This window comes from Pseudomonas sp. PDM17 (assembly GCF_014851985.1).
In the GTDB taxonomy this organism is placed as follows: Bacteria; Pseudomonadota; Gammaproteobacteria; order Pseudomonadales; family Pseudomonadaceae; genus Pseudomonas.
This window is the reverse complement of the sequence record NZ_JACVAT010000006.1, coordinates 15,110-39,398: the sequence shown is the minus strand read 5'-3', so window position 1 is coordinate 39,398 and position 24,289 is coordinate 15,110. Positions and strand designations below refer to the sequence as shown.

Here is a 24,289-nt window from a genome sequence, read left to right as displayed (position 1 = left end):
TTGTTGGGTGTCGATTATGCCGACAGGTTATATGGCACTTAAATACTTAAAGGCTATTTGCTTATGCGGGGTTCCCCGTGTGTCGCACCCAACGCAGAAGAAGGTTGCCCGGCAGCCTAGCAGGCCTGCCGGGCTATGACTGCTCCCGACGGACGTCAGTCCAGCCCGCTGACTTCCAGCTCCTTCGGATACTCCACGCTGAACTTGAAGGTGGTGCTGCGTTTCTCGCCCGGCTTCAGTTGCCAGTCCCAAAGCAGCTTGCCGTCGTCCTCGCGGGTGGCGGCCTGGTCTTCGGGCGCCAGCAGAGCCACCTTGATCTGCTCGTTGCGCGAGACCGGCAACTGGTCCTTGAACTGCAGGCGCTGCTCGGTCTTGTGGTTGTTCTGTGCGTCGATGCGGAACTCGTAGGTGACGCGCTTGCGGCCACCCGTGAGGCCGGTGTAGTCGGTGTAGCGGTTGACCAGCTTGCGCTTGATCGACATCGCCTCGTCGCCGCCCAGGGCCAGCTCGAAGGTCTCGCCCGGCATCACTGCGCGCAGCTGGCCGCTGGCGACGAAGGTGTTGCCCAGGTAGGTGTTGAGTGTGCCCGGCAGCAGCGGATAGTCGCTGGCGTTGCGGGTGTCGGCCTGCAGGTAGGCGGCTTCGCGCAGCGACGGCGTGGCCAGGTAGCGGAAGGTCGCCGGCAGCTTGAACTGGGCGATGGAGACCTTCTGCGAGCTGCCGTCGCTGTTCAGCGTGGCACGGGTCGGGATGTGGAAGGAGGCGCTGGTGGTCGCGCCGCTGACTTCGGCGACGGCCACCGGCATCTCTTCCAGCGAACCGGTCGCGGCCATCTCGTCCGCGGCGAAGCGCTGGGCCTTCTTCGCCTCCAGCGCCATCATCGGCGCGGCTGGCGCCGGGGCGGGGCGGGCGGCCATCACCGTGCGCGGGTCGAAGGTATCGACGAACCATGGTGAGAGTGCCGGTACGCTGCTGCCCAGATTGGGGCGGGCGGTGGACAGGGTGAGGTCGACGTCGGTCCAGTCTTCGCCGCTGCTCTGCCGGACGATGCCCTGGTAGGTCATCTCGATCTGCTCTTCGCCATCGCGCAGGCGGGCGTCGTAGGCCGGGCGCCAGGAGGCGTCGTAGAGCGTGTAGCTGAGCTGCAGCTGGACCTGTGCGGGCTTCTCCAGCGCTACGCGTAGGATCGCGCGCTTGTAGTGGGTGCCGTCGCCAGCCAGGTGGCTGCGCTGGTTCTCCAGCTCCTGCTTGCGCTGCTGCAACTCCTCGCCCTGCTGGTCGAGCTTGCGCTGCTCGTCGAGGATGCGGCCGAGGTTGCCCTCGCTCATCTGCAGAAGGTTCTTCAGTTCGTCGATGCTCGGCAGTGCCTGGTTCTTGCCCGGCTTGGTGCTGCTGGCCTGGATGTCGGCGAGAAACTGCTTCTGATTCTCCAGCACGCTGCCTCGGTCGCTGATCTCACGCTCCTGCCGCTCGATGTCGCGCAGTTGCGCGTCCAGTTGTTGCAAGCGGTTGTCCGCGGAGGGCGGCGACGCCTGCGGTGCGCTGCTGACATCGAGCAGGGTCGCGGCGGCGCTGGCGCTGAGCGAGGCCTGCAGGCTGTTGTCGTCGATGCGCAGGGGCAACTGCTCCAGGGCGATTTCATGCTGGCCGGCAGGTAATTGCAGGGTGGCGGTGCGGGTGACGATGGCGCGGTCGGTGTAGACCGTGACCGCGCTGATGCGGCTGTCGGCCACCTGCGGCGCGGCCAGCAGCGAAGGGCTGGCCAGCGCGCCGGCCATGGCGAGGATCAGTGGGTGGAATCGAAAGGGCATGTGCTCACCTCGCGGCCTGGAAGGCGGCCGGCACTGCGGAACGCCACCACGGCGTCCGTCCATGCAGCGTGTGACGAAGAGGGCGTGCGGAACGGGTTGAGCGTGGGTGAGGATGACCGACGAACGGCTATCCAGCGCGGATCAGCGCTGCGCGGCGTCGTCCATACGCGGATAGAGCGGATTGCCACAGCGCGAGCAGAACGCCGCCTCGGCTTCGTGGCTGGCCTTGGCGCAGGCGGGGCAAGGCTTGTCCAGCGCGCCTGGTATGCGTTCCTGGCGCATGGCGTTGTGCAGTTCGGCGCTGAAGATGCCGGTGGGCACGGCGATGATCGAGTAGCCAGTGAGCATCACCAGGCTGGCGATGGCCTGGCCCAGCGGCGTCTTCGGCGTGATGTCGCCGAAGCCCACGGTGGTGAGGGTGACGATGGCCCAGTAGATACCGCGCGGGATGCTGGTGAAGCCGTGCTCGGGGCCTTCGACCACGTACATCAGCGAGCCGAACACCGTCACCAGGCTCATCACCGAGACGAAGAACACCGTGATCTTCTGCCGGCTGCCGCGCAGCGCGGTGAGGAGGAAGTCGGCCTGGCGCAGGTACTGGCGCAGCTTGAGGATGCGGAAGATGCGCAGCACGCGGATCACCCGCACCGCCAGCAGGTACTGCGCGTCGGGGTAGAAGATGGCGATCACTCCCGGCAGCACTGCCAGCAGGTCGACCAGCCCGTAGAAGCTCAGCGCATAGCGCAGCGGTTTGGGCGAGCAGTACAGGCGCAGCAGGTATTCGATGAGGAAGAGGCCGTTGATCACCCACTCGATGTCGCTGAGCAGGCTGCCGTAGGCGTGGCTGATGTCGTCGACGCTGTCGAGGATCACCACCAGCAGGCTGGCGAGGATGACGACCAGCAGCGCGCTGTCGAAGCGCCGGCCGGCAATGGTGTCGGACTGGAAAATGACGACGTAGAGACGCTGGCGCCAGCTGGGGGAGTCGGCCATGGGGGAATCCACGGAAGGGATTCAGACACCTTAGCCGAGATGCACCGGGGCGGCCGCAGCCGCCCCGGTTCACATCCGGGAAAGCAGGTTCAGGCGCGCTCGCCTTCCTGCGGCTCGTCCACGTCGCCTTCGGCGATGCACGCCGCGGCGGTGAACAGCACGTCGGTGGAGGAGTTCAGCGCGGTCTCGGCCGAATCCTGGAGGATGCCGATGATGAAGCCGACCGCCACCACCTGCATCGCCACTTCGCTGGAGATGCCGAACAGGCCGCAGGCCAGGGGGATCAGCAGCAGCGAGCCGCCGGCCACGCCGGATGCGCCACAGGCGCAGACCGAGGCGACCACGCTGAGCAGGATGGCGGTGGGCAGGTCCACGGCTATCCCCAAGGTGTGCACCGCTGCCAGGGTCAGCACGCTGATGGTGATCGCCGCGCCGGCCATGTTGATGGTCGCGCCCAGCGGGATCGACACCGAGTAGGTGTCCTCGTGCAGGCCCAGGCGTTCACACAGTTGCAGGTTGACCGGGATGTTGGCCGCCGAACTGCGGGTGAAGAAAGCGGTGATGCCGCTCTCGCGCAGGCACAGCAGAACCAGCGGGTAGGGGTTGCGGCGGATCTTGGCGAAGACGATCAGCGGGTTGACCACCAGCGCCACGAACAGCATGCAGCCCAGCAGAACGGCCAGCAGGTGCAGGTAGCCCAGTAATGCGTCGAAGCCGGATTCGGCGATGGTGCCGGCCACCAGACCGAAGATACCCAGCGGGGCGAAGGCGATCACCACGCGGACGATCAGGGTCACTCCACCTGCCATGTCATCGAGCAGGTCGCGGGTGCTCTGGCGCGCGTGGCGCAGGGCGATGCCCAGACCGATGGCCCAGGCCAGGATGGCGATGAAGTCCGCCTCCAGCAGCGCCTTCACCGGGTTGGTGGTGACGCTGAACAACAGCGAGCGCAGTACCTCGCCGATACCGCCGGGCGGAGTCAGTTCGCTGGTGGGGGCGCTGAGCACCAGGGTCGAGGGAAAGGTGAAGCTGGCGATCACCGCGACCACGGCAGCCGAGAAGGTGCCGATCAGGTACAGCAGCAGGATCGGCCGGATGTGGGTGCGCTGGCCCTGCTTGTGGTTGGCGATGGAGGCCATCACCAGCACCAGGACGAGCACTGGCGCCACGGCCTTCAGGGCGGAAATAAACAGCTTGCCGAGCAGGCTGACTGCCGCCGCACCCTGCGGCCAGAGCACGGCGAGGGCGATGCCGCAGAGCATGCCGATGAAAATCCGCAGGACCAGGCTGGTGCCCTTGATGCGCTGCAGAAGAGTGGGAGTTGGAAGCGTCATGACGTCTTTCGCTGCTGGAAGTGGGATCGCCCCGGCGGACCGGGTGCGAAAGGTCGCGGATTATGCCGTCTGATGCCGGGAAATGCGCGGTTACCCGTCGATTGATCGGTCAGGCTTTGCTTCGGCAGGTGTCAGGTCGAAGTCTGGACGGGCGCGAGCGGGCCGGCATTGATCCATGCCGGTCGCGTCGGCAATTCCCGAGGAACCAGCCGGCGGGTCAGCCGAGGTCGGCGAAGGCTTCCGGATCCAGGTCGATGCCGGCGACCCGCTGCACGGCGCCGCGCATGGTCACCTGAAAGTCGTCTTCGACGCGGATTTTCAGCAGACCGCCGGCCAGGTGCAGGTCGATGTGCCCGTCACACAGGCCGAGCCGGCGCGCCACCGCAGCGGCGGCGCAGCTGCTGGTGCCCGAGGACAGCGTGTAGCCGGCGCCGCGCTCCCAGATTTCCACGCGCAGCGCATCGCGGGACAGCCACTGGACGAACTGCACGTTGGTGCGGCGGGGGAACAGCGGGTGGTTTTCCAGCAGCGGGCCGAGGCGGCAGGCCAGTTCGCGGCTGGTCTGTTCGACGAACACCACGCAGTGCGGGTTGCCCATGGAGACGGCGTTGATCCTCAGCGCCACGCCGCCGACTTCCAGCTCGTGGTCCAGCGCCTCGGGAGCATCGATCAGCACCGGGATCTTCGCGCAGGCGAACTCGGCGCGCCCCATGGACACCTCCACGGTGCGGCCCTCGTCGGACACCTGGCTGGTGACGGTGCCTCCGGCGGTGACGATGTCGAACGCCTGCCCGGCGACCAGCCCGCAGTCCCACAGGTAGCGGGAGAAGATGCGCAGGCCGTTGCCGCTTTTCTCCGCCTCGGAGCCGTCGGGGTTGAGGATGCGCAGGCCAAAGGCGGCGTCGCTGTGGTTCGCCACCAGGATGCCGTCGGAGCCGATGCCGTGGTGGCGGTCGCAGACGCGGCCGATCTGCGCAGCGGTCAGGGCAAACGGTGCGTCGCCGGCATAGACGAGGTAGTCGTTGCCCAGGGCCTGGTATTTCACGAAGTTCATCGGTGCGATCCATCGCCGGAAGAAGGTCCCCGACTATACACGCGGGCGGCTGTTTTCCCTTCGCGGATCGTGCAGCAGCGCTTCCAGCACGCGCTGGCCGAGGATCACCAGCCAGCAGGCGAGGATGAAGGGCGCGGTGAACGCGGGCAGGCCGATGAGGGCGAAGCCGGGTTGCAGCAGCACCGCCAGGACGATGCCGCACAGCGGCGCCAGCGGGCTGCGGAAACGCAGCGACAGGGCTATACCGGCCAGCGCGCCGTTCAGGCCGAGCAGGCCGGCCTGCGCCGAGGCGCCCGGCAGGTCGAACAGCGGCGCCATGGCCAGCGCACCGGCGGCGCCGGCCAGTGCCCAGAACGCGGCGCGACGCTCCACCAGCAGCAGGCCGAGGGCGATGGTCAGGCCGGCCAGCGGTTCACCGAGGAAGATCACTTCGCCGAAGCCCAGTGCAGTCGAATCCAGCAGCAGATTGGCTGTGCCGCAGGACAGGCAGGCGACGCCGCTGGCCGGCGCGAAACCGAGCGCCTTGCCCAGCGCGACCGAGACCCAGCCCAGCAGCACGAAGGCCGAGGTGTAGGCCGGCAGGCCGAAGCGCCGGCGCGACTGGCGCAGCAGCACGGCCTGCACGGCGACGCTGGTGAGGATGGCGGCGATGCTCAGCATCACCAGCCCCAGCGACCATTGGAACTGGAAGGGCAGCAGCAGGCCGATGAGGATCGGGTTGTAATCGTGCAGGCCGGCATCGATGTCCGTCTGCGGCTCGCGCACGAAGCGGGCGGTCAGCGGCCCGAGCAGCGCGCCGAGCAGGGCGCCGGGCAGCAGGTGCGGCGCGGACCAGGCGATGGTCAGCAGCAGGATCAGGCCGAATCGGGCATCGGCCTGCAGGTAGATCTGGCCGAAGCCGATCAGCCGGTTGGGGATGAACTTGTTCAGGGGCATTTGACGTCTGGGCAGTTGAAAGTGACTCCGCAGCGCCTCGTTGGGTGTGGGGCATCGAGGCCCCATCGGCGGGCGCTGCGTGAGAACCTTGTGACGCCGCCATACGGGGCTGCGCCACGGGTCAGGAAAAAGAAAAGAGGTTGCCGGCGGGATCACCGCCAACAACCTCGAAATTCCATGGCCAGCATTGGGAGTTGCTGCGTGGGGGCCATGGACCGACAAGCATTCGGTACGCATGTTGCTGGTGCGTAAGCACTCAGTACAAAGGTCAATCCCGGACGGACGGGGACGCGGCCCCGTATTCCCGGCCCCGTCCGTCCGGGAGTGACTCGGTGCGGAGGCACGCGCTTGGGCGTGGCTCCTGAACTCGGTTGCCCTCTCCCCAGCCCTCTCCCGCAAGCGGGAGAGGGGGCTTGAGTGGCAGAAGGCGGAACACCGGAGTCACCGGCGGCGCCGAACTGCCCCCTCTCCCTTCAGGGAGAGGGTTGGGGAGAGGGGCTCTCAGGCTTGAGTCAAACCTCCAACGCCGGCGCCACCGTCTCGATGCGCAGCATGTTGGTGCTGCCCGGCTGGCCGAAGGGCACGCCGGCGGTGATCACCACGGTGTCGCCACGGCGAGCCATGCGCTGTGCCAGGGCGATGTCCAGGGCGGTGGAGCAGATCTCGTCGACATGGGCGAGCTGCGCGTTGACCACCGAGTGGACGCCCCACGCCACCGTCAGGCGGCGGGCGGATTTGAGTTGCGGCGTCAGGCTGAGGATTGGTGCCTTGGGCCGCTCACGGGAAGCGCGCAGGGTCGAGGCTCCGGATTCGGTGTAGTTCACCAGCACCGCCACCGGCAGGATGCGGCTGATCCGGCGGATCGCGCAGCTGATGGCGTCGGAGACGGTGGCATCCGGTTCCGGGCGGTTGATTTCCAGCGTGGCCTGGTAGTCCGGCTCGGCTTCGACCTGGCGGATGATCTTCGCCATCATCTCCACCGCTTCACGCGGGTACTGGCCCGAGGCGCTCTCGGCGCTGAGCATCACGCAGTCGGCGCCTTCGCTGACGGCGTTGGCGACGTCGGTCACCTCGGCGCGGGTCGGCGCCGGGGAGAAACGCATGGATTCGAGCATCTGCGTCGCGACCACCACCGGGCGACCGAGCTGGCGGCAGACCTGGATGATGCGCTTCTGGATGCCCGGCACGCTCTCGGCCGGCATTTCCACACCCAGGTCACCACGGGCGACCATGATCGCGTCGGACAGCCTGGCGATGGCTTCGATGGACTGCACCGCCGAGGGCTTCTCGATCTTGGCCATGAGGAAGGCCTTGTCGCCGATCAGCTCGCGGGCTTCCTCGATGTCTTCGGGGCGCTGCACGAAGGACAGGGCGACCCAGTCCACGCCCAGCTCCAGGCCGAAAGCCAGATCGCGGCGATCCTTGGCGGTCAGCGGGCTGAGCTTGAGCACCGCTTCGGGGACGTTGACGCCCTTGCGGTCGGACAGCTCGCCGCTGTTCATCACGCGGGTCTCGATGGCATCGCTATGGGCGTTGAGTACCTGCAGGCGAATCTTGCCGTCGTCCAGCAGCAGGCTCATGCCTGGCTCCAGCGCCTGGATGATTTCCGGGTGGGGCAGGGTGACGCGCTTGTCGTCGCCCGGTGCGTCGTTCAGGTCGAGGGTGAAGGTCTGGCCCTTCTGCAGCTGGACCGCACCGTCGGCGAAGCGACCCACGCGCAGCTTCGGCCCTTGCAGGTCCATGAGGATGCCGATGGGGTAGTTCAGTTCGGCTTCCACTTCGCGCACCCAGGCGAAACGCTGGGCGTGGTCGTCGTATTCGCCGTGGCTGAAGTTCAGGCGGAACAGGTTGGCGCCGGCTTCCACCAGGGCGCGGATGTCGTCGCGGCTTTTGATCGCCGGGCCCAGGGTGGCGAGGATCTTTACTTTTTTATCCGGAGTCATTTGTCGTTCTCGAGGACCAGGATGGCGCGGAAGTCGTTGACGTTGGTGCGGGTCGGCCGGGTAATCACCAGATCGCCCAGTTCAGCGAAGAAACCGTAGCCGTTGTTGTTGTCGAGTTCGTGCAGCGGATTCAGGCCGGCCTTGAGGGCGCGGCTGTAGCTGCACGGGCTCATCAGGGCACCGGCGTTGCTTTCCATGCCGTCGATGCCGTCGGTGTCCCCCGCCAGGGCCCAGATGTTCGGTTCGCCCTTGAGGTCGGCGGTGAGGCTGAGGAGAAACTCTGCATTGCGTCCGCCACGGCCGTTGCCGCGCACGGTCACGGTGGTCTCGCCGCCGGAAAGGATCAGGCACGGCGCCTTCAGCGGCTGGCCATGCTTGCGGACCTGCCGGGCGATACCGGCGTGGACCTTGGCGACCTCGCGGGATTCGCCCTCCAGATCGCCCAGGATCAGTGTCGGGATGCCGGCGGCTTCGGCCTTGGCAGCTACCGCGTCAATGGAGTGCTGAGGCGTGGCGATCAGCTTGAAGTGGCTGCGCGACAGGCATTCGTCGCCGGGTTTGACGGTCTCCGAGCGCGGGTCTTCCAGCCAGGCGCGCACGTTCGCCGGGATGTCGATGGCATAGCGCTTGAGGATCGCCAGGGCGTCGGCGGAAGTGGTCGGGTCGCCCACGGTCGGGCCGGAGGCAATCACCGTGGCCTCGTCGCCGGGCACGTCGGAAATCGCGTAGGTGTACACGCTGGCCGGCCAGCAGGCGCGGGCCAGGCGGCCGCCCTTGATGGCCGAGAGGTGCTTGCGCACGCAGTTCATTTCGCTGATCGCGGCGCCGGATTTCAGCAGCGCCTTGTTCACGCTGCGCTTGTCGTCGAGGCTGATGCCTTCGGCCGGCAGGGCGAGCAGGGCGGAGCCGCCGCCGGAGAGCAGGAAGATCACCCGGTCGTTCTCGGACAGGCCGCTGATCAGTTCCAGCACGCGGCGGGCGACGCGTTCGCCGGCGTCGTCCGGCACCGGGTGCGAGGCTTCCACCACTTCGATGCTGCGGCACTGCGCTCCGTAGCCGTAGGGCGCGACCACCAGACCCTGGACCTCACCGTTCCAGTGCTTCTCGGCGACTTCGGCCATGGCGCCGGCGGCCTTGCCGGCACCGATGACGATGGTGCGGCCGCCCTTGTCGGTGGGCAGGTGCTGCGCCAGTACCTGGGCCGGATGCGCGGCGGCAATGGCGGTGTCGAACAGCTCGCGCAGGAAGGCGCGTGGGTCGAGGCTCATGACAGGCTCCGATGATTCTTGTTGTGGTGTTCCATGGCTCAGGCTTCTGTCTTGCAGAAGGCTCAGCGATGGAATCGAACACCCCGGCCGGCGAGGCCGTGATTCCCTACGGCCGGGTGTTCGAGTCGCTTTGCAGCGTGGCGGGCGAGGCCACTCCCATAACCTCGCCCGTCACTTTGCACTGTGGCGGATAGCGCCTTTGGCGTTATGCGCCCTACGTTGGCGTACCTCGCAGGGCGCATGAAGCGGAACGCTTCATCCGCCGATTCTCAGTCCTTGCGGATGGAGAAGTTGGCCATGTGCTCCAGGCCCTTGATCAGGCCGGAGTGGTCCCAGTTGCTGCCGCCGATGGCCGCGCAGGTGCTGAACACCTGTTGGGCGTTGGCGGTGTTGGGCAGGTTCAGGCCCAGTTCGCGAGCGCCGGCCAGGGCCAGGTTGAGGTCCTTCTGGTGCAGGCTGATGCGGAAGCCCGGATCGAAGGTGCCCTTGACCATGCGGTCGCCGTGCACTTCGAGGATGCGCGAGGAGGCGAAGCCGCCCATCAGCGCTTCACGTACCTTGGCAGGGTCGGCGCCATTCTTCGCGGCGAACAGCAGGGCTTCGGCAACAGCCTGGATGTTCAGGGCGACGATGATCTGGTTGGCTACCTTGGCGGTCTGGCCATCGCCATTGCCGCCGACGCGGGTGATGTTCTTGCCCATGGCCTGGAACAGCGGCAGGGCGCGTTCGAAGGTGTTCGGGCAGCCGCCGACCATGATGCTCAGGGAAGCAGCCTTGGCGCCGACTTCACCACCGGAGACCGGGGCGTCCAGGTACTGCGCGCCGGTGGCCTTGATCTTCTCGGCGAAGGTCTTGGTGGCGGTGGGGGAGATCGAGCTCATGTCGATCACCACCTTGTTCGGGCCCACGCCTTCGGCGATGCCGTCCTTGCGGAACAGCACGTCTTCGACCTGCGGGGTGTCCGGGACCATCACGATGATGAACTCGGCTTCCTGGGCGACTTCCTTGGGGTTGGCCAGGCCGATGGCGCCGGCTTCGACCAGGGCCGCCGGGGCTGCGTCGTGGTGGGTGGAAACGAAGATCTGGTGACCGGCTTTCTGCAGGTTCTGCGCCATGGGCAGGCCCATGATGCCGGTGCCGATGAATCCGATTTTGGCCATGAGGAGTTCTCCTGGTTGTTCTTGTTAGGCTGGCTGGCGCAGTGCGTACCCACCGCGCCGGCCGGCGAATCAGATGACGTTGTGGCTTTTGAGCCAGCCGAGGCCGGCTTCGGTGGTGGTCTTGGGCTTGTATTCGCAGCCGATCCAGCCGCGGTAGCCGATGCGGTCCAGGTGATCGAACAGGAAGCGGTAGTTGATCTCGCCGGTGCCCGGCTCGTGGCGGCCGGGGTTGTCGGCCAGCTGCACGTGGTTGATCGAGGCGAGGTTCTTCTCGATGGTCCGCGCCAGGTCACCTTCCATGATCTGCATGTGGTAGATGTCGTACTGCAGGAACAGGTTGGCACTGCCGACCTTCTCGCGGATGTCCTGGGCCTGCTTCGTGGTCTGCAGGTAGAAGCCGGGAATGTCGAGGGTGTTGATCATTTCCATGACCAGCTTGATACCCGCGGCTTCGAGCTTGCCTGCCGCGTATTCCAGGTTGTTCAGGAAGGTGTTCTCGATGGTCGCGCAGTCGTGGCCCTGCGGGCGGATGCCGGCCAGGCAGTTGACCTGGGTGTTGCCCAGGACCTTGGCGTAGGCGATGGCCTTGTCGACGCCGGCGCGGAATTCTTCGACGCGGTCCGGGTGGCAGGCGATGCCGCGCTCGCCTTTCGACCAGTCGCCGGCCGGCAGGTTGAACAGCACTTGTTCGAGCTTGTTGGCGTCCAGGCGGGCCTTGATCACCTCGGCCTCGACGTCATACGGGAAGAGGTACTCGACACCGCTGAAACCGGCGCGCGCGGCGGCTTCGAAACGGTCGAGGAAGTCCACCTCGGTGAACAGCATGGACAGGTTGGCGCAGAAACGGGGCATGGGGTCACTCCTGTTGAACGGGTGGTGCGTGGCGCTCGGCTTCCTGATGAAAGAGAGCAGGGGGTGGGGGACTCCCCGCCAGGAAATGTCCACCCCCAGCTCCTCCCCGAAGGGAGGAGTCGTACGGATCAGCTAATCAGTCCAGCAGCGAGATGGCAGTCGGTGCGTCGATGCCTTTCAGCGCCAGCTCTTCGAACTCGTTGACCGCGTTGATCTCGGTACCCATGGAGATGTTGGTGACGCGCTCCAGGATCACCTCGACCACCACCGGTACACGGTGCTGCTGCATCAGCTCGCGAGCCTGGGCGAAGGCGGCGCCGATCTGGTTCGGGTCGAACACGCGGATCGCCTTGCAACCCAGGCCTTCCACCACTGCGACGTGGTCCACGCCGTAGCCGTTGAGCTCCGGAGCGTTGACGTTGTCGAAGGCCAGCTGCACGCAGTAGTCGATCTCGAAGCCACGCTGCGCCTGGCGGATCAGGCCCAGGTAAGAGTTATTCACCAGGACGTGGATGTACGGCAGGTTGAACTGCGCACCGGCGGCCAGTTCTTCGATCATGAACTGGAAGTCATAGTCGCCCGACAGCGCGACGACCTGACGGCTCGGGTCGGCCTTGACCACGCCCAGCGCTGCCGGAATGGTCCAGCCCAGCGGGCCGGCCTGGCCGCAGTTGATCCAGTGGCGCGGCTTGTAGACGTGCAGGAACTGCGCGCCGGCGATCTGCGACAGACCGATGGTGCTGACGTAGCAGGTGTCCTTGCCGAAGAACTCGTTCATCTCTTCGTAGACGCGCTGCGGCTTGACCGGCACGTTGTCGAAGTGGGTCTTGCGCTGCATCGTGCGCTTGCGCTCGCGGCAGGCTTCGACCCAGGCGCTGCGATCCTTCAGCTTGCCGGCGGCTTTCCACTCGCGGGCTACTTCAAGGAACACGTCGAGGGCGGAACCGGCGTCGGAAACTATCCCTAAGTCCGGGGTGAACACACGGCCGATCTGGGTCGGTTCGATGTCCACGTGAACAAACTTGCGGCCTGCGGTGTAGACGTCGACCGAACCGGTGTGACGGTTGGCCCAGCGGTTGCCGATGCCCAGCACCATGTCCGATTCCAGGACGGTGGCGTTGCCGTAGCGGTGCGAGGTCTGCAGGCCGCACATGCCCGCCATCAACGGGTGGTCGTCGGGGATGGTGCCCCAGCCCATCAGGGTCGGGACTACCGGCACGCCGGTCAGCTCGGCGAACTCGACCAGCTTGTCGGAAGCGTCGGCGTTGATGATGCCGCCGCCGGCGCAGATCAGCGGGCGCTCGGCGTCATTGAACAGGGCCAGGGCTTTCTCGGCCTGGGCACGAGTGGCCTTGGGCTTGTTCACCGGCAGCGGTTCGTAGGCGTCGATGTCGAATTCGATCTCGGCCATCTGCACGTCGAAGGGCAGGTCGATCAGCACCGGGCCGGGACGGCCGCTGCGCATTTCGAAGAAGGCCTTCTGGAAGGCATAGGGCACCTGGCCCGGTTCCAGCACGGTGGTCGCCCACTTGGTGACCGGCTTGACGATGCTGGTGATGTCCACGGCCTGGAAGTCTTCCTTGTGCATGCGCGCACGGGGAGCTTGGCCGGTGATGCAGAGAATCGGGATGGAGTCGGCGGAAGCCGAGTACAGGCCGGTGACCATGTCGGTGCCGGCGGGGCCGGAGGTGCCGATGCACACGCCGATGTTGCCGGCGTTGGTGCGGGTGTAGCCCTCGGCCATGTGCGAGGCGCCTTCCACGTGGCGGGCCAGGACGTGATCGATGCCACCGAGTTTCTTCATGGCCGCATACATGGGGTTGATGGCGGCGCCCGGTACGCCGAAGGCGGTATCCACGCCTTCGCGACGCATGACGAGTACGGCAGCCTCGATTGCTCTCATTCTGGCCATATTTTGTTCCTCGGTTCTTATACTGATTGTGTACAAAAGTTGAGGCGATTCTAGGCAGGCAATTCGACGAAGGTCAAGACGGGTTGTATACGAGGGACTGAGTGGTCATTTTTCGCTGTGGGCCTTTTATTCCGGGGGTCTCGAGAAAAAGCTGAACGCAGGGTCAAACTGTCGTTTGAAAAAATGTATACAAAAATAGATATGAATTGTCCTTTTCAGTTGCTTTGGTTGAGACCTTCGGCTACTAGATTGCGTACAGATTTCTGATACGCGTGTGCGCAGCATTCACTTGTGCGCATGGCGTGGCCCCGGCTTGTCGATCTTGAACCGCCTTATCAACTTGAAGAGGAAAACCTCATGAGCACCCTGAGTCTGGAAACCGCACTGGACATCACCCGTCACGCCCTGGTCGCCAGCCGCGAGCTGTCCACCGCTCCGCTGACCATCGCCGTGCTGGATGCCGGCGGGCACCTGTTGAGCCTGCAGCGCGAGGACGGCGCGAGCATGCTTCGCCCGCAGATCGCCATCGGCAAGGCGTGGGGCGCGGTGGCGCTGGGCAAGTCGTCGCGGGTGCTGGCGGCGGACGCTCAGCAGCGGCCGTCGTTCATCGCCGCGGTGAACACCCTGGCGCAAGGCAACGTGGTACCCGCGCCCGGCGGCGTGCTGATCCGCAATTCGGCCAATGAAGTGATTGGTGCCATCGGCATCAGCGGCGACGTCTCGGACATCGACGAGCAATGCGCGATCCGTGGCGTGCAGGCGCTGGGCCTGGTCGCTGACGCGGGCTGATCGAAGAAGGGCAGGGCGCGCGGTTCATCGCGCGCCTCGCTCCTACGCGTTTCCGGGGCATCCGTAGGATGGGTGGAGCGAAGCGATACCCATGCTGCAGCGGTTGATAACCGTCAGATCGACAACGGCCGCAAACGCCCCTGCGGCTTGGGCTCGGCGCCATTGTCCGGCGCGGTGCCGCGCAGCACCAGGCGGGTGATGGTTTCGGTGGCCGCTTCGAAGTCTGCCTCGCTGAGGCTGGTCTTGCCGGTGACCATGGAGATCTGCCAGTCGAAGTCGGCGTAGGTCTGGGTCGCCGCCCAGATGGTGAACAGCAGGTGGTGCGGGTCCACCGGTGCCAGCAGGTCGCGGTCGATCCAGCTCTGCAGGCAGGCGATGTTGCGCTGCGCCTGGGCGTTCAGCTCATCCAGGTATTCCCTGGGCAGGTGCGGCGCACCGTGCATCAGCTCGCTGGCGAACACCTTGGAGGCGTGCGGCAGCTCCTGGGAAATCTTCACCTTGGAACGGATGTAGGCGCGCAGCGCCTCGCTCGGCTCGTCATCCTCGCGGAACGGCGCGGAGGCCTGCAGCAGCGGCTCCACCACGCTTTCCAGCACGCAGCGGTAGAGGTTTTCCTTGGACTGGAAGTAGTAGTAGACGTTGGGCTTGGGCAGCCCGGCGCGAGCGGCGATGTCGCTGGTCTTGGTCGCCGCGAAACCCTTTTCGGCGAATTCTTCGCTGGCGGCGCGAAGGATGAGGCGACGGTTACGCTCGCGGATGCTGGTCATTGGCTGGTCTTCTTTTCTTTTATTGCTGTTATAGCTGTTGTCACCGAGCCGGGCATGGTAGCACCGGGCTCTTGAGCCCCTCAACTCGGCCCCGTTGCGGGTACTTGCGTGCAATTTCCTGACTCGCGGGTCGGTTTTGTGTGTACAGCGACGACGTTCTAAGGTATTTCTAGCGCACTTTCGTTCGGCACCTGCCATCCGGAACCCCCCATGTCCGATTCCCAGTTGGTCGACCCCTTCGGTCGACGCATCACCTACCTGCGCCTGTCGGTCACCGACCGCTGCGACTTCCGCTGCACCTACTGCATGAGCGAAGACATGCAGTTCCTGCCGCGCGACCAGGTATTGAGCCTGGAGGAACTCGAAGCCGTGGCCGACGCCTTCATCGGCCTGGGCGTGAAGCGCATCCGCATCACCGGCGGCGAGCCGCTGGTGCGCAAGGGCTTGACCGGTCTGCTGGCAAGACTGGGCGCACGTTCGGAGCTGGACGATCTCTCCATCACCACCAACGGATCGCAACTGCGCGAGCGTGCAGCAGAGCTGCGCGCGGCCGGCGTGCGTCGGCTGAATATCAGCCTCGACTCGCTGCGCCGCGAACGCTTCGCCGCCTTCACCCGCTCCGACAAGCTGGAGCAGGTGCTCGACGGAATCGACGCCGCCCGCGAGGCCGGCTTCGAGCGCATCAAGCTCAATGCCGTGGTGCAGAAGGGCCGCAACGACGACGAAGTCTGCGACCTGGTGGCCTTCGCCCTGGAGAAGGGTATCGACATCAGCTTCATCGAGGAGATGCCGCTGGGCAGCGTCAGCAGCCACGAGCGCAAGCAGACTCTGTGCAGCAGCGACGAAGTCCGTGCGCAGCTCGCCGAGCGCTGGCAACTGTTGCCGACGCCGGAGCGCAGTGGCGGCCCGTCGCGTTACTACCGCATCGACGGCTACGCCAGCCGCATTGGCTTCATTTCCCCGCACAGCCACAACTTCTGCGGCGACTGCAACCGGGTGCGGGTGACCGCCGAAGGCAAGCTGGTGCTCTGCCTCGGCCACGAGGGCGCGCTGGACCTGCGCCAACTGCTGCGCGAGCACCCCGGCGACGGCGCGCGCCTGCGCGAGGCGCTGATGCAGGCGCTGCAGCTCAAGCCCGAACGCCATCATTTCGAAGCCGACCAGCAGGTGCAGGTGCTGCGCTTCATGAGCATGACCGGCGGCTGAGTCCGCCAGGGCGGGCGCCCGGCCCGCCGGACAGAACAAAAACAACAGGCAACAAGGAGAGTCGTTTGAAGCTCAAGGCATTCTGCTGCGCGCTCGCCAGCATTTTTTCCACCGGTGTTTCAAGTGTCGCCATGGCGCAGACCTTCGTCGTCGGCGTCGAGAACCTGGCCTTCGCCCCTCACTACAGCACCGATGCGCAGGGCAATTACCAGGGCTTCGCCCGTGAGGTGCTGGACCTTTTCGCCAGCACCAGCGGCATCACCCTGGAGTATCGTCCGCTGCCGGTGGACGCGCTGCTGCCGGCGCTGCTGTCCGGCCAGGTCGATCTCAAGTACCCCGACAACCCGAACTGGGCGCCCGAGCAGAAAGCCGGGAGAACCCTGCGCTACAGCCAGCCGGTGACCGAGTACGTCGACGGCGTGCTGGTGGCGCCGGAGCGGCTGGGGCAAGGCGTTGGCGCCTTGAGGCGGCTGGCGCTGGTGGATGGCTGGACGCCACGCGGTTATGAGCAGTCGGTGCAGGCCGGGCAGATCGCCCTCGCGCCCAGCGCCGACCTCAAGCAGATGATCCATGCCGCGCTGAAGAAGCAGGCCGACGGCGTCTATTTCAACGTGGTGGTCGCCACTTTCTACCTGGACAACATCCGCGCGAAGCCGGGGGCGCTGGTGTTCGATCCATCGCTGCCGCACACGCGCAGCGCCTTCCACCTGTCCACGGTGAAGCACGGCGAGCTGATCGAGCGCTTCGACCGCTTCCTCGTCGACCATTCCAGGGAGGTGGCTGCGCTCAAGGCCAAGTACGGCGTCGAGGCGAGCCTGGACTCCGAGCACCTGGGCGTCGAGCAGTGGAAAGTGGATTTCCTCGAGCGCCAGAAAGCGAAACAGAAGTCGCCGTGAGCCGCCTTCTTCCCTAGAATCGCCGCTGCCGTTTGCGCGCCAGCCGTAGGGAGGATGAAGTGCGCCGCGCTTTGTTCATCTGCAGCCGCAACCGTCTGCGCAGTCCCACTGCCGAAACCGTCTTCGCCAACTGGCCGGAGGTCGAGACTGACTCCGCCGGTCTGGCGTCGGACGCGGAAGTCTCCCTGAGCGCCGAGCAACTGGAGTGGGCCGACTTGGTTTTCGTCATGGAGCGCCGCCATCGGCAGGCACTGCTGCGCCGCTTCCCCGTGGCGATGCGCGGCAAGCGCCTGGTGTGCCTGGATATCCCTGACGACTACGTCTATCTCCAGCCCGAGCTGGTGCTCCTGCTGGAGCGCAAGGTCGGGCCTTTTCTACGGCAGGAGAGTGCGTGAGCGAGCTTCGCATTCCCCTGCGCGAAGGCGCGCTGGTCTGCCCTGGTTTCCGCATCCAGGCCCAGCCCGAACCTTCGCTGGCCATCGACGGCGATCTGCTCTGGGCGCTGGAGCAGCCGCAGTGGTGCCCGCTGGCTGTGTCGCTCGAGGAGCGTGATGGCGCACAGTGGATCACGCCGCTGCCGCTGGCGCAGCAGGCTGGTTTCGACCCGCAGCGGGTGATCGGCTGGCGCGACGAGCCGGTGCGCATCGAGCAGCCCGAAGGCGTCGAGGATGCCGAGGCCGCTATCCACTGGTGGCGCGGCGGCACGGTCGACGATGTGCGCGGGCGCATTAGCCATTATCCCTGGGGACGTCTGCTGCGCCTCGAAGGTCCGGGCATCGGCCCGGAGCACATCCTCTTTCCCCATGGCCATGCCTGCCTCTACCTGGGGCATCTGGACGCCGACTGGCGCCAAATTCGCTTCGAACTCTTTTCCTGAGCCGGCATCACACTAGATAGCGGCCCTGCGGTGCCGCCGATACGGCGGGAGCGTCGTGGTCGGTTGTCTCGCGTGCGAGCGGCCTGCACCTCCTGCCCAGTGCATGCAGTCCATGATGAGGTGACCCAGAATGACCATAACAAGACGGGTAAAGAGCCTTGCAGCAGTCCTGGTGTTCGCGCAGTTGGGTGTCGTCGCGGAAGTCCCGTTGGCTCAGGCCGCCATGGTTGGCACCGGCGAAGTGCTGCAGGCACAGCAGCAACAGGTCGACCGCGAACAGTTGTTGAAAATGCTCGATGACCAGGGCGTGCAGAAAAAACTGCAGTCCATGGGCGTCGAGCGCAGCAAGGTCGAGCAGCGCATCAAGAGCCTGTCCAATGAAGAGCTGGCGCAGTTCAACCAGCAACTGGACGAGGCCCCCGCTGGCGGCATCATCGGGATCATCCTGTTGTTCCTGCTGATCTTCGTGATCACCGACCTGCTCTGTATCACCCACATCTTCACCTTCGTGAGGTGCCAGCGTTGAGACGCTGGGCCATGGCCGTCGCGTTTGCGGCGGCCGTGGCACTCGGCGGCTGCGCGCAGTCGCCGAGGTTGCCAGCCAGCGTGGATGCGTTGCCGGAGCGGGTGGAACTGAGTGATGTGCAGTTCTTCCCGCAGCAGGAGTTCCAGTGCGGCCCGGCCGCGCTCGCGACCATGCTTAATCAGCGCGGCGTGCGGGTGACTCCTCGCGAGCTGAAGGATCGGGTGTTCATCCCTGGACGCGAGGGCAGCTTGCAGGTGGAGCTGGTAGCGGCGGCGCGGGAGAAGGGCATGCTGGTCTATCCGCTCAGGCCGCGCCTGGAGAATATCCTGACCGAAGTGGCGGCGGGCAATCCGGTGCTGATCCTGCAGAATCAGGGGCTGGACTGGCTGCCGGTCTGGCACTTCGCGGTGGTGGTCGGCTTCGATCGCAATCGGCACGAACTGATCCTCCGCTCGGGCATCACCGAGCGCCTGGTGATCGACTTCACCGCCTTCGACGTGACCTGGAAGCGCAGCCAGCGCTGGGCGGTGCTGACCGTGCCAGCGGACCGGCTACCGGCGACGGCGGAGCCGACGGCCTGGTTGAGGGCGGTCCATGACCTGGAGGAAACCGGTCAGCCGGCATTGGCGGAGCAGGCCTACCGCACCGCGACCAAGGCCTGGCCGCAGGAGTCGCTCGGCTGGTTCGCCCTGGCCAATGCGCGCTACAGCGACGGAAATCTCGGCGATGCCGAGGATGCGCTGCGCCACAGCGTCGGCGCGAAGCCGGGGTTTGCGGCGGGCTGGTTCAACCTGGCCAACGTATTGGGCGAGCGTGGTTGTCCGCAGCAGGCTGGCGCAGCGGCGAGTTGTGCGCGGCACCTGGCGCCGGACGATGCGCGCTTCTCGCAGAGGATCGGTAGTACGGCCGCGGCAGGTGACGGTTGCCAGGCGGTGCCGGTCTGCCCGGCGAACTGAGACGCGAAGGTTTCTGGAACCGAAGCGGGAAGGGCACAGCCTAAACCTGCAATGTCCCAGCGAGGTGCTTGGCATGGCCAGCGAAAAACCACCGGCACGCGGCGGCGCGCGTGCCAAGGAGAGCGCGTCGACTACTAAGAAGGCGGCGCCTCGCAATCCTTCCCGCAGCTCGAAAGCCGGGAGCGACACGGCCGACGATCTCTCCGCCGAGGAGCGCCGCAAGGTCGAGAAAAGCCAGCCGCCCCGTGCGCTGGTGCTGCACGAAGTCATCCGCCTGCAGGGCAATCATGAACTGGACCGCACTCTGGCGGCGCTCTGGTGGTCGGCGCTGGCGGCCGGGCTGACTATCGGCCTGTCGCTGATGGCCATGGGGTTGTTCCGTGCTCGGCTGCCGGATCACGACATGGCGGTGATCACCACCAGCCTGGGTTATCCGGTGGGCTTCCTGGCGATCATTCTCGCGCGCCAGCAGCTGTTCACCGAGAACACCCTGACGGCAGTGCTGCCGGTGATGAGCGAACCAACGCTGGAAAAGTTCGGACAGTTGCTGCGGCTGTGGTCGGTGGTATTGGCGGGCAATGTCGTCGGCGCGCTGTTGTTCGCCTACGGCATGCTGCATCTGCCGATCTTCGACACAAAGGCCGACCAGGCCTTCCTCGATATCGGCCGCGAGGTGATGGAGAACGACCACTGGCAGATGTTCTCCAAGGGCATCGTATCCGGCTGGATGATCGCCACCATGGTCTGGCTGGTGCCGGCGGCGGAAAACGCCAAGGTGTGGATCATCTTCCTGGTTACCTACCTGATGGCGTTGGGCAGCTTCAGCCATATCGTGGTCGGCACCTGCGAGGTGGGTTACCTGATGTTTGCCGGCGAAGTGGGGCTGGCGGCGTTCGTCGTCGATTTCGCCTTGCCGACGCTGGTGGGCAATATCGTCGGCGGCAGCCTGATCTTCGCTCTGATGAGCCATGCCCAGGTGCGCAGCGATACGTCGCCACCGGAGAAGTCCCCGAAAAGAAAAGCGGCGCCCTGAGGCGCCGTTTTTTCGTGCGGTGAGAAGCGAGGCGTCAGATGCCCAGCTTGTCGCGCATGGTGTAGTACCAGGCACCGATCGCGGAGAACGGGACCTGGAACATGCGACCGCCCGGGAAGGGGTAGTGCGGCAGGGTGGCGAAGGCGTCGAAACGCTCGGCCTGACCACGCAGCACTTCGGCCAGCAGCTTGCCCGCGAGGTGGGTATAGGTCACACCGTGGCCCGAGCAGCCCTGGGAGTAGTAGATGTTGTCGCCGATGCGACCAACCTGCGGCAGGCGCGAGAGGGTCAGCAGGAAGTTGCCGGTCCAGGCGAAGTCGATCTTCACGTCCTTCAGCTGCGGGAAGACCTTGAGCATCTTCGGACGAATGATTGCTTCGATGTTCGACGGGTCGCGTGCACCGTAGACTACGCCACCGCCAAAGATCAGGCGGTTGTCGCCAGTCAGGCGGTAGTAGTCGAGCAGGTAGTTGCAGTCCTCGACGCAGTAGTCGGTCGGCAGCAGGGACTTGGCCAGGTCGGCGCTCAGCGGCTCGGTGGTGATCACCTGGGTGCCGCACGGCATGGACTTGGAAGCCAGTTCCGGCACCAGGCCGCCGAGGTAGGCGTTACCGGCTACCACGATGAACTTGGCCTTCACACGGCCCTTCGGAGTGTGCACTACCGGGTTGGCACCACGGTCGATCTTCACGGCAGGGGACTGCTCGTGGATCACGCCGCCCAGGGACTCCACGGCGGCGGCTTCGCCCAGGGCGAGGTTCAGCGGGTGGATGTGGCCGCCGCTCATGTCGAGCATGCCGCCGACATAGCTGTCGGTACCGACGACTTCACGGATGCGCTTGGCGTCCATCAGTTCCAGCTGGGTGTGGCCGAAGCGCTCCCACAGCTTCTTCTGCGACTCCAGGTGGCCCATCTGCTTGGTGCTGAGGGCCGCGAACACGCCGCCGTCCTTCAGGTCGCACTGGATGTTGTACTTGGCGATGCGCTCGCGAATGATGCGGCCGCCTTCGAAGGCCATGTCGCCCAGCAGTCTGGCCTGCTTGGCGCCAACGCTGCGTTCGATGACGTCGATGTCGCGGCTATAGCTGTTGACGATCTGACCGCCGTTGCGGCCCGAGGCACCGAAGCCAACCTTGGCGGCTTCCAGTACGGTGACCTTGAAACCGTTTTCCAGCAGGAACAGGGCGGTCGACAGGCCGGTGTAGCCTGCGCCGATCACGCAGACATCGGTTTCCACCTCGCCTTGCAGTTCAGGACGGGCCGGAACCGGGTTGGCCGAAGCTGCGTAATAGGAAGAGGGGTAGGAAGTGTGCGGCATAATGCACCTGTGTTTGTTATTTTTTACGAGATGTGCGGATGCTACCTGAGTCGAATCGGACCGGCTAGTGCCCGTGCAAAATAATTTACGGACGGTCGAACATAAAAAAATTCACTTTTTCAGTGGCTTAGCTGAAAAAAGTGCTTGACGCTCTAAAACGATCGCGTAGAATGCGCCCCACACGACAGGCACATAGCTCAGTTGGTTAGAGCACCACCTTGACATGGTGGGGGTCGTTGGTTCGAGTCCAATTGTGCCTACCAAACATAATCGCTTCGGCGATTTCAGAAAGGGCGATCCGAAAGGGTCGCCCTTTTTGTCTTGGGGCTATTTGGAAAATCCTTGGGAAAACGGCCGCCGGCTCTAGAGTTTCAGGTTGGCTCGCATCCTCCGATACTCGATCGCCTTCTGTTCGTGTCCCTCCTGAGAGTAGGTCGTCATTTCGCCGTCGGCGTGGCCCGTCAGCGCCTGCACGTACTCGGTCGGGAATCCCTGCTCTTCATATAGCCAGGAACTCAGCGCGCGAAGCTCATGCACAGTTGGCCTGGTGATGTGTACGCCCCGCAGTTGTCCCGCGCCTTCCTCAATCCATCGTTTGAGTTGCTGCAGGCTCGGCTTGCCGCCGACGTACCGCAGCTTTCTATGCTCGCCGGCCTCCATTGGGCGCGGCGTTCTCGCGGTAACTTGTGAAATCACCTTTGTCATGGGCAATACCTCATCCGGCCGGCGCCCGCTGGTGCGTTGACATCTATCAGTCAGGCGCCGAGCGAGGAGGGCGAGACTTAGGTCAGGCGCTATGAGCGCTGTTTGGAGGACCTGAAGATGAAAGCTCTGTCCGCATTGGTAGATCTGATTGGCAGTGACGATGCCGTTGTTGCGCTCGGCGTTCTTTCACTGGTCGCAGGCGCCCTCGCCGTGTCCTCGATATTGTTGCTGGGCGTGAGCTGACATCGCGCTGCCTCCTGCGAGAAGCAGTACCGGGATGCGGCCCTATCCGCGCCCAGGATTTGATCGGTCTCGCTCAATGGGATGATCTTCTAAGGCTCGGTGCTGCAGTGGGTGCAGAAGTTGATCTCGGTCGGAAGTTTGCGACCGTCGACGGCCCAAGTGGCGTAGGCCATCAAAGGATGGCCTGGATATCGCTGACCCTGACCTGCGCGCCGGCCAGCAGGCCGCTAGTGAAGCTGGCGAAGCACCGGCCTGCGCCGTGCGAGGACGGCTTGCTGAAGATGGCGCGCTTGCCTGCGTGCTGGCTGGTGGTGATTGCTGCTGGTTGGCCTTGGGGGCATCGTCTTGCTCTCCTGGGCGTTTGTTTTCCCGGATGCCCCTCTCGCATAGGCGTCGACGAAATCGCTTTTGTTGCCGGCGCCACGACTGGTGAAGCTGGCCTTCGCACCAGAATCCCGGGTCATTCGCACGGTTTGCCTTTCGCCTGCTTAACCCGGCAGCCCCTCAGTTGGCTTATGGGTGAGTGCGCCGGTCGCCGGTAACTGCCGTGCAAGGAGTGCGGTGGGGCGCTGATTGAATTAATCGGAGGTTGGGCGTCGCGATGCTGGTGGTGTGCTATCAATTTGATATTGACGCCCATCACTGAAAGGACTCTCCCGATGCGCCATTGCGCCGTGTTGCTGCTTTCACTTGCCCTGCTGGAAGGCTGCTCCACCACCGACACACTCAAAACTGGCTTTCCTGAGCTGCTGCAGCGGCGGCAACAGCTCATGGCCTTGGCGGCGGGTGGGGACGCCAGTGCGCAGAAGGAAAGAGTCGAGGTCGAGGAGAAGCTGGATGCGAAGATCCAGTCCGCCATCGAGGATGCCAATCAGACTTGCAGCGAAGTCATCGGCTCGCGCGAGCAACTGGCCCAGAAGAGGTCTCGCGACACCCTTGGCATCTCGCTGATTGGTTTGGCAGCCGGTTCAGTGATTGCTCCCGCGCTGACAGCAGCGGACGCCGCGGCCAATGCGCCCTGGATTGCGGCTTTCAGTGGTGTTGGTGGTGCGAGCGCTGTTGCTGTTCGCCAAGTGGATAATGCTGGGATGAGCGGCGGTGCAGATATTACGATTGCAAACAACATCAGCGCGGCAGTGAAGACCGAAATGGCGATCGCTCTGAATGAAAGCACGAGTCCTCGGGAGCGCTACTCGGCAGCAATCAAGGCCAAGACCGAATGCCTCTACTATCCCCGCTACGTGTATCGCATCGAACCGCCTCAGTCGCCGAAGTAGGCGCGGGCGGTTGAGTCGCCTCTAGTTCATCGCGCTTCTGCGCTCGCTATAGGCTTCGTACTGCCGGCATTTCTGCTCGGCGTTGGCAAACGCCTGGTCGGGTGTCTGATCTCCGTGGTAGCCGAAGCGCACGAAGTACCTGACGACCACCTGAGTATCCGCGTCGAGCTTGGCGCTGCCCTCGTGAACGGCCGCTATCGCCTGCTGCTCGGTCTTGCCCTCGTTTCGGTACAGGGCTCCCGCTCGGGCGAACAGGCCGATGCCGGTGCAGAAGTCGGAGGCTTGGGCGCCGGCGGCAAGTGGCATGAGCAGGAGCAATGCTGTGAGCTTTTTCATGTGGCCTCACTGAGCCTGCGATTTCATTCTGCCTCTAAGTATGGAGCCTGCTGCGGCCTTCTGCTCGTCCTGTGCGTGAGTGTGACGAAGCCTCTCT

24 protein-coding genes and 1 tRNA gene are annotated in these 24,289 nt (G+C 65.0%); 11 read left to right on the top strand and 14 right to left on the bottom strand.

The features are described 5' to 3' along the window. Positions 1-155 precede the first annotated feature (155 nt). From IB256_RS21320 to gcl, 10 genes are all read right to left on the bottom strand, one after another. Complete coding sequence (locus IB256_RS21320) at positions 156-1,811, bottom strand: mucoidy inhibitor MuiA family protein (RefSeq protein ID WP_225601892.1); 1,656 nt, start codon at positions 1,809-1,811, stop codon at positions 156-158. 141 nt (positions 1,812-1,952) lie between these two features. Further along, positions 1,953-2,804, bottom strand: a complete 852-nt coding sequence (locus IB256_RS21315; protein ID WP_192289094.1) for an ion transporter — start codon at positions 2,802-2,804, stop codon at positions 1,953-1,955. A gap of 89 nt (positions 2,805-2,893) precedes the next feature. Next, the gene (gene sstT, locus IB256_RS21310) at positions 2,894-4,138 is read right to left on the bottom strand and encodes a serine/threonine transporter SstT (RefSeq protein WP_192289092.1); all 1,245 of its coding nucleotides are present in this window, start codon (positions 4,136-4,138) and stop codon (positions 2,894-2,896) included. A gap of 217 nt (positions 4,139-4,355) precedes the next feature. Beyond that, entirely contained in the window at positions 4,356-5,192 is an 837-nt protein-coding gene (dapF, locus tag IB256_RS21305) for a diaminopimelate epimerase (RefSeq protein WP_192289090.1), read from the bottom strand. Positions 5,193-5,225: 33 nt separating this feature from the next. After that, positions 5,226-6,128, bottom strand: coding sequence for an urea transporter (locus tag IB256_RS21300; RefSeq protein WP_192289088.1), 903 nt, complete (start codon positions 6,126-6,128; stop codon positions 5,226-5,228). A gap of 512 nt (positions 6,129-6,640) precedes the next feature. Further along, positions 6,641-8,071 (bottom strand): pyruvate kinase, encoded by a 1,431-nt coding sequence (gene pyk, locus IB256_RS21295; protein WP_081518096.1) that lies wholly within the window; start codon positions 8,069-8,071, stop codon positions 6,641-6,643. Then, on the bottom strand, positions 8,068-9,339 hold the full coding sequence (locus tag IB256_RS21290; RefSeq protein WP_192289086.1) for a glycerate kinase: 1,272 nt from the start codon (positions 9,337-9,339) through the stop codon (positions 8,068-8,070). Before IB256_RS21290 ends, pyk begins: the two co-directional genes overlap by 4 nt. A 269-nt stretch (positions 9,340-9,608) precedes the next feature. Further along, positions 9,609-10,499, bottom strand: a complete 891-nt coding sequence (locus IB256_RS21285) for a 2-hydroxy-3-oxopropionate reductase (protein WP_024763150.1) — start codon at positions 10,497-10,499, stop codon at positions 9,609-9,611. A 69-nt stretch (positions 10,500-10,568) separates the two neighbouring features. Continuing rightward, entirely contained in the window at positions 10,569-11,351 is a 783-nt protein-coding gene (gene hyi, locus IB256_RS21280) for a hydroxypyruvate isomerase (RefSeq protein ID WP_081518099.1), read from the bottom strand. Between the two features lie 136 nt (positions 11,352-11,487). Continuing rightward, complete coding sequence (gcl, locus tag IB256_RS21275; RefSeq protein ID WP_192404007.1) at positions 11,488-13,263, bottom strand: glyoxylate carboligase; 1,776 nt, start codon at positions 13,261-13,263, stop codon at positions 11,488-11,490. Between the two features lie 357 nt (positions 13,264-13,620). Between gcl and IB256_RS21270 the strand changes: the two genes are divergently transcribed. Further along, complete coding sequence (locus tag IB256_RS21270; RefSeq protein ID WP_081518101.1) at positions 13,621-14,052, top strand: GlcG/HbpS family heme-binding protein; 432 nt, start codon at positions 13,621-13,623, stop codon at positions 14,050-14,052. Positions 14,053-14,165: 113 nt separating this feature from the next. On the opposite strand, the gene IB256_RS21265 is transcribed toward IB256_RS21270, so the two are convergent. After that, a complete protein-coding gene (locus IB256_RS21265; protein ID WP_192404005.1) occupies positions 14,166-14,819 on the bottom strand; it encodes a TetR/AcrR family transcriptional regulator in 654 nt (217 codons plus the stop codon). 210 nt (positions 14,820-15,029) lie between these two features. Between IB256_RS21265 and moaA the strand changes: the two genes are divergently transcribed. From moaA to IB256_RS21230, 7 genes are all read left to right on the top strand, one after another. Continuing rightward, on the top strand, positions 15,030-16,025 hold the full coding sequence (gene moaA / locus IB256_RS21260; RefSeq protein ID WP_081518103.1) for a GTP 3',8-cyclase MoaA: 996 nt from the start codon (positions 15,030-15,032) through the stop codon (positions 16,023-16,025). 65 nt (positions 16,026-16,090) lie between these two features. Then, the gene (locus IB256_RS21255) at positions 16,091-16,921 is read left to right on the top strand and encodes a substrate-binding periplasmic protein (RefSeq protein ID WP_225601891.1); all 831 of its coding nucleotides are present in this window, start codon (positions 16,091-16,093) and stop codon (positions 16,919-16,921) included. A 59-nt stretch (positions 16,922-16,980) separates the two neighbouring features. Further along, complete coding sequence (locus IB256_RS21250) at positions 16,981-17,316, top strand: low molecular weight protein tyrosine phosphatase family protein (protein ID WP_192289080.1); 336 nt, start codon at positions 16,981-16,983, stop codon at positions 17,314-17,316. Then, complete coding sequence (locus IB256_RS21245) at positions 17,313-17,798, top strand: hypothetical protein (protein ID WP_192289078.1); 486 nt, start codon at positions 17,313-17,315, stop codon at positions 17,796-17,798. Before IB256_RS21250 ends, IB256_RS21245 begins: the two co-directional genes overlap by 4 nt. A 130-nt stretch (positions 17,799-17,928) precedes the next feature. After that, complete coding sequence (locus IB256_RS21240) at positions 17,929-18,324, top strand: PA2779 family protein (RefSeq protein WP_081518106.1); 396 nt, start codon at positions 17,929-17,931, stop codon at positions 18,322-18,324. Between the two features lie 11 nt (positions 18,325-18,335). Further along, the gene (locus tag IB256_RS21235; protein WP_192404003.1) at positions 18,336-19,280 is read left to right on the top strand and encodes a PA2778 family cysteine peptidase; all 945 of its coding nucleotides are present in this window, start codon (positions 18,336-18,338) and stop codon (positions 19,278-19,280) included. Between the two features lie 73 nt (positions 19,281-19,353). Further along, positions 19,354-20,313, top strand: a complete 960-nt coding sequence (locus IB256_RS21230; RefSeq protein ID WP_192404002.1) for a formate/nitrite transporter family protein — start codon at positions 19,354-19,356, stop codon at positions 20,311-20,313. Positions 20,314-20,347: 34 nt separating this feature from the next. On the opposite strand, the gene IB256_RS21225 is transcribed toward IB256_RS21230, so the two are convergent. Next, the gene (locus IB256_RS21225; RefSeq protein WP_192289072.1) at positions 20,348-21,631 is read right to left on the bottom strand and encodes an NAD(P)/FAD-dependent oxidoreductase; all 1,284 of its coding nucleotides are present in this window, start codon (positions 21,629-21,631) and stop codon (positions 20,348-20,350) included. A gap of 186 nt (positions 21,632-21,817) precedes the next feature. Between IB256_RS21225 and IB256_RS21220 the strand changes: the two genes are divergently transcribed. Further along, positions 21,818-21,894: transfer RNA gene (locus IB256_RS21220), tRNA-Val, on the top strand. A 100-nt stretch (positions 21,895-21,994) separates the two neighbouring features. On the opposite strand, the gene IB256_RS30680 is transcribed toward IB256_RS21220, so the two are convergent. Beyond that, positions 21,995-22,336 carry a tyrosine-type recombinase/integrase gene (locus tag IB256_RS30680; RefSeq protein ID WP_225601890.1) on the bottom strand — a complete coding sequence of 114 codons (342 nt, stop codon included), beginning with the start codon at positions 22,334-22,336 and terminating at the stop codon, positions 21,995-21,997. Between the two features lie 117 nt (positions 22,337-22,453). Here IB256_RS30680 and IB256_RS30795 point away from each other — a divergent pair, with 117 nt between their 5' ends. Both IB256_RS30795 and IB256_RS21210 read left to right on the top strand, forming a co-directional pair. After that, on the top strand, positions 22,454-22,579 hold the full coding sequence (locus IB256_RS30795; RefSeq protein WP_263864834.1) for a hypothetical protein: 126 nt from the start codon (positions 22,454-22,456) through the stop codon (positions 22,577-22,579). Between the two features lie 659 nt (positions 22,580-23,238). After that, positions 23,239-23,856, top strand: a complete 618-nt coding sequence (locus IB256_RS21210) for a hypothetical protein (RefSeq protein ID WP_192404000.1) — start codon at positions 23,239-23,241, stop codon at positions 23,854-23,856. Positions 23,857-23,877: 21 nt separating this feature from the next. Here IB256_RS21210 and IB256_RS21205 read toward each other — a convergent pair whose 3' ends face one another. Further along, entirely contained in the window at positions 23,878-24,192 is a 315-nt protein-coding gene (locus IB256_RS21205; RefSeq protein ID WP_192289068.1) for a hypothetical protein, read from the bottom strand. Positions 24,193-24,289 lie beyond the last annotated feature (97 nt).

Coding starts and splice junctions, on each gene's coding strand:
- dapF (WP_192289090.1), bottom strand. CDS start 5,192: ATGAACTTCGTGAAATACCAGGCCCTGGGCAACGACTACCTCGTCTAT.
- IB256_RS21225 (WP_192289072.1), bottom strand. CDS start 21,631: ATGCCGCACACTTCCTACCCCTCTTCCTATTACGCAGCTTCGGCCAAC.
- IB256_RS21205 (WP_192289068.1), bottom strand. CDS start 24,192: ATGAAAAAGCTCACAGCATTGCTCCTGCTCATGCCACTTGCCGCCGGC.
- IB256_RS21265 (WP_192404005.1), bottom strand. CDS start 14,819: ATGACCAGCATCCGCGAGCGTAACCGTCGCCTCATCCTTCGCGCCGCC.
- pyk (WP_081518096.1), bottom strand. CDS start 8,071: ATGACTCCGGATAAAAAAGTAAAGATCCTCGCCACCCTGGGCCCGGCG.
- hyi (WP_081518099.1), bottom strand. CDS start 11,351: ATGCCCCGTTTCTGCGCCAACCTGTCCATGCTGTTCACCGAGGTGGAC.
- IB256_RS21320 (WP_225601892.1), bottom strand. CDS start 1,811: ATGCCCTTTCGATTCCACCCACTGATCCTCGCCATGGCCGGCGCGCTG.
- IB256_RS21285 (WP_024763150.1), bottom strand. CDS start 10,499: ATGGCCAAAATCGGATTCATCGGCACCGGCATCATGGGCCTGCCCATG.
- IB256_RS21290 (WP_192289086.1), bottom strand. CDS start 9,339: ATGAGCCTCGACCCACGCGCCTTCCTGCGCGAGCTGTTCGACACCGCC.
- IB256_RS21240 (WP_081518106.1), top strand. CDS start 17,929: ATGACCATAACAAGACGGGTAAAGAGCCTTGCAGCAGTCCTGGTGTTC.
- gcl (WP_192404007.1), bottom strand. CDS start 13,263: ATGGCCAGAATGAGAGCAATCGAGGCTGCCGTACTCGTCATGCGTCGC.
- IB256_RS30795 (WP_263864834.1), top strand. CDS start 22,454: ATGAAAGCTCTGTCCGCATTGGTAGATCTGATTGGCAGTGACGATGCC.
- IB256_RS21235 (WP_192404003.1), top strand. CDS start 18,336: ATGGCCGTCGCGTTTGCGGCGGCCGTGGCACTCGGCGGCTGCGCGCAG.
- IB256_RS21270 (WP_081518101.1), top strand. CDS start 13,621: ATGAGCACCCTGAGTCTGGAAACCGCACTGGACATCACCCGTCACGCC.
- IB256_RS21315 (WP_192289094.1), bottom strand. CDS start 2,804: ATGGCCGACTCCCCCAGCTGGCGCCAGCGTCTCTACGTCGTCATTTTC.
- moaA (WP_081518103.1), top strand. CDS start 15,030: ATGTCCGATTCCCAGTTGGTCGACCCCTTCGGTCGACGCATCACCTAC.
- IB256_RS21230 (WP_192404002.1), top strand. CDS start 19,354: ATGGCCAGCGAAAAACCACCGGCACGCGGCGGCGCGCGTGCCAAGGAG.
- IB256_RS30680 (WP_225601890.1), bottom strand. CDS start 22,336: ATGACAAAGGTGATTTCACAAGTTACCGCGAGAACGCCGCGCCCAATG.
- IB256_RS21210 (WP_192404000.1), top strand. CDS start 23,239: ATGCGCCATTGCGCCGTGTTGCTGCTTTCACTTGCCCTGCTGGAAGGC.
- sstT (WP_192289092.1), bottom strand. CDS start 4,138: ATGACGCTTCCAACTCCCACTCTTCTGCAGCGCATCAAGGGCACCAGC.
- IB256_RS21300 (WP_192289088.1), bottom strand. CDS start 6,128: ATGCCCCTGAACAAGTTCATCCCCAACCGGCTGATCGGCTTCGGCCAG.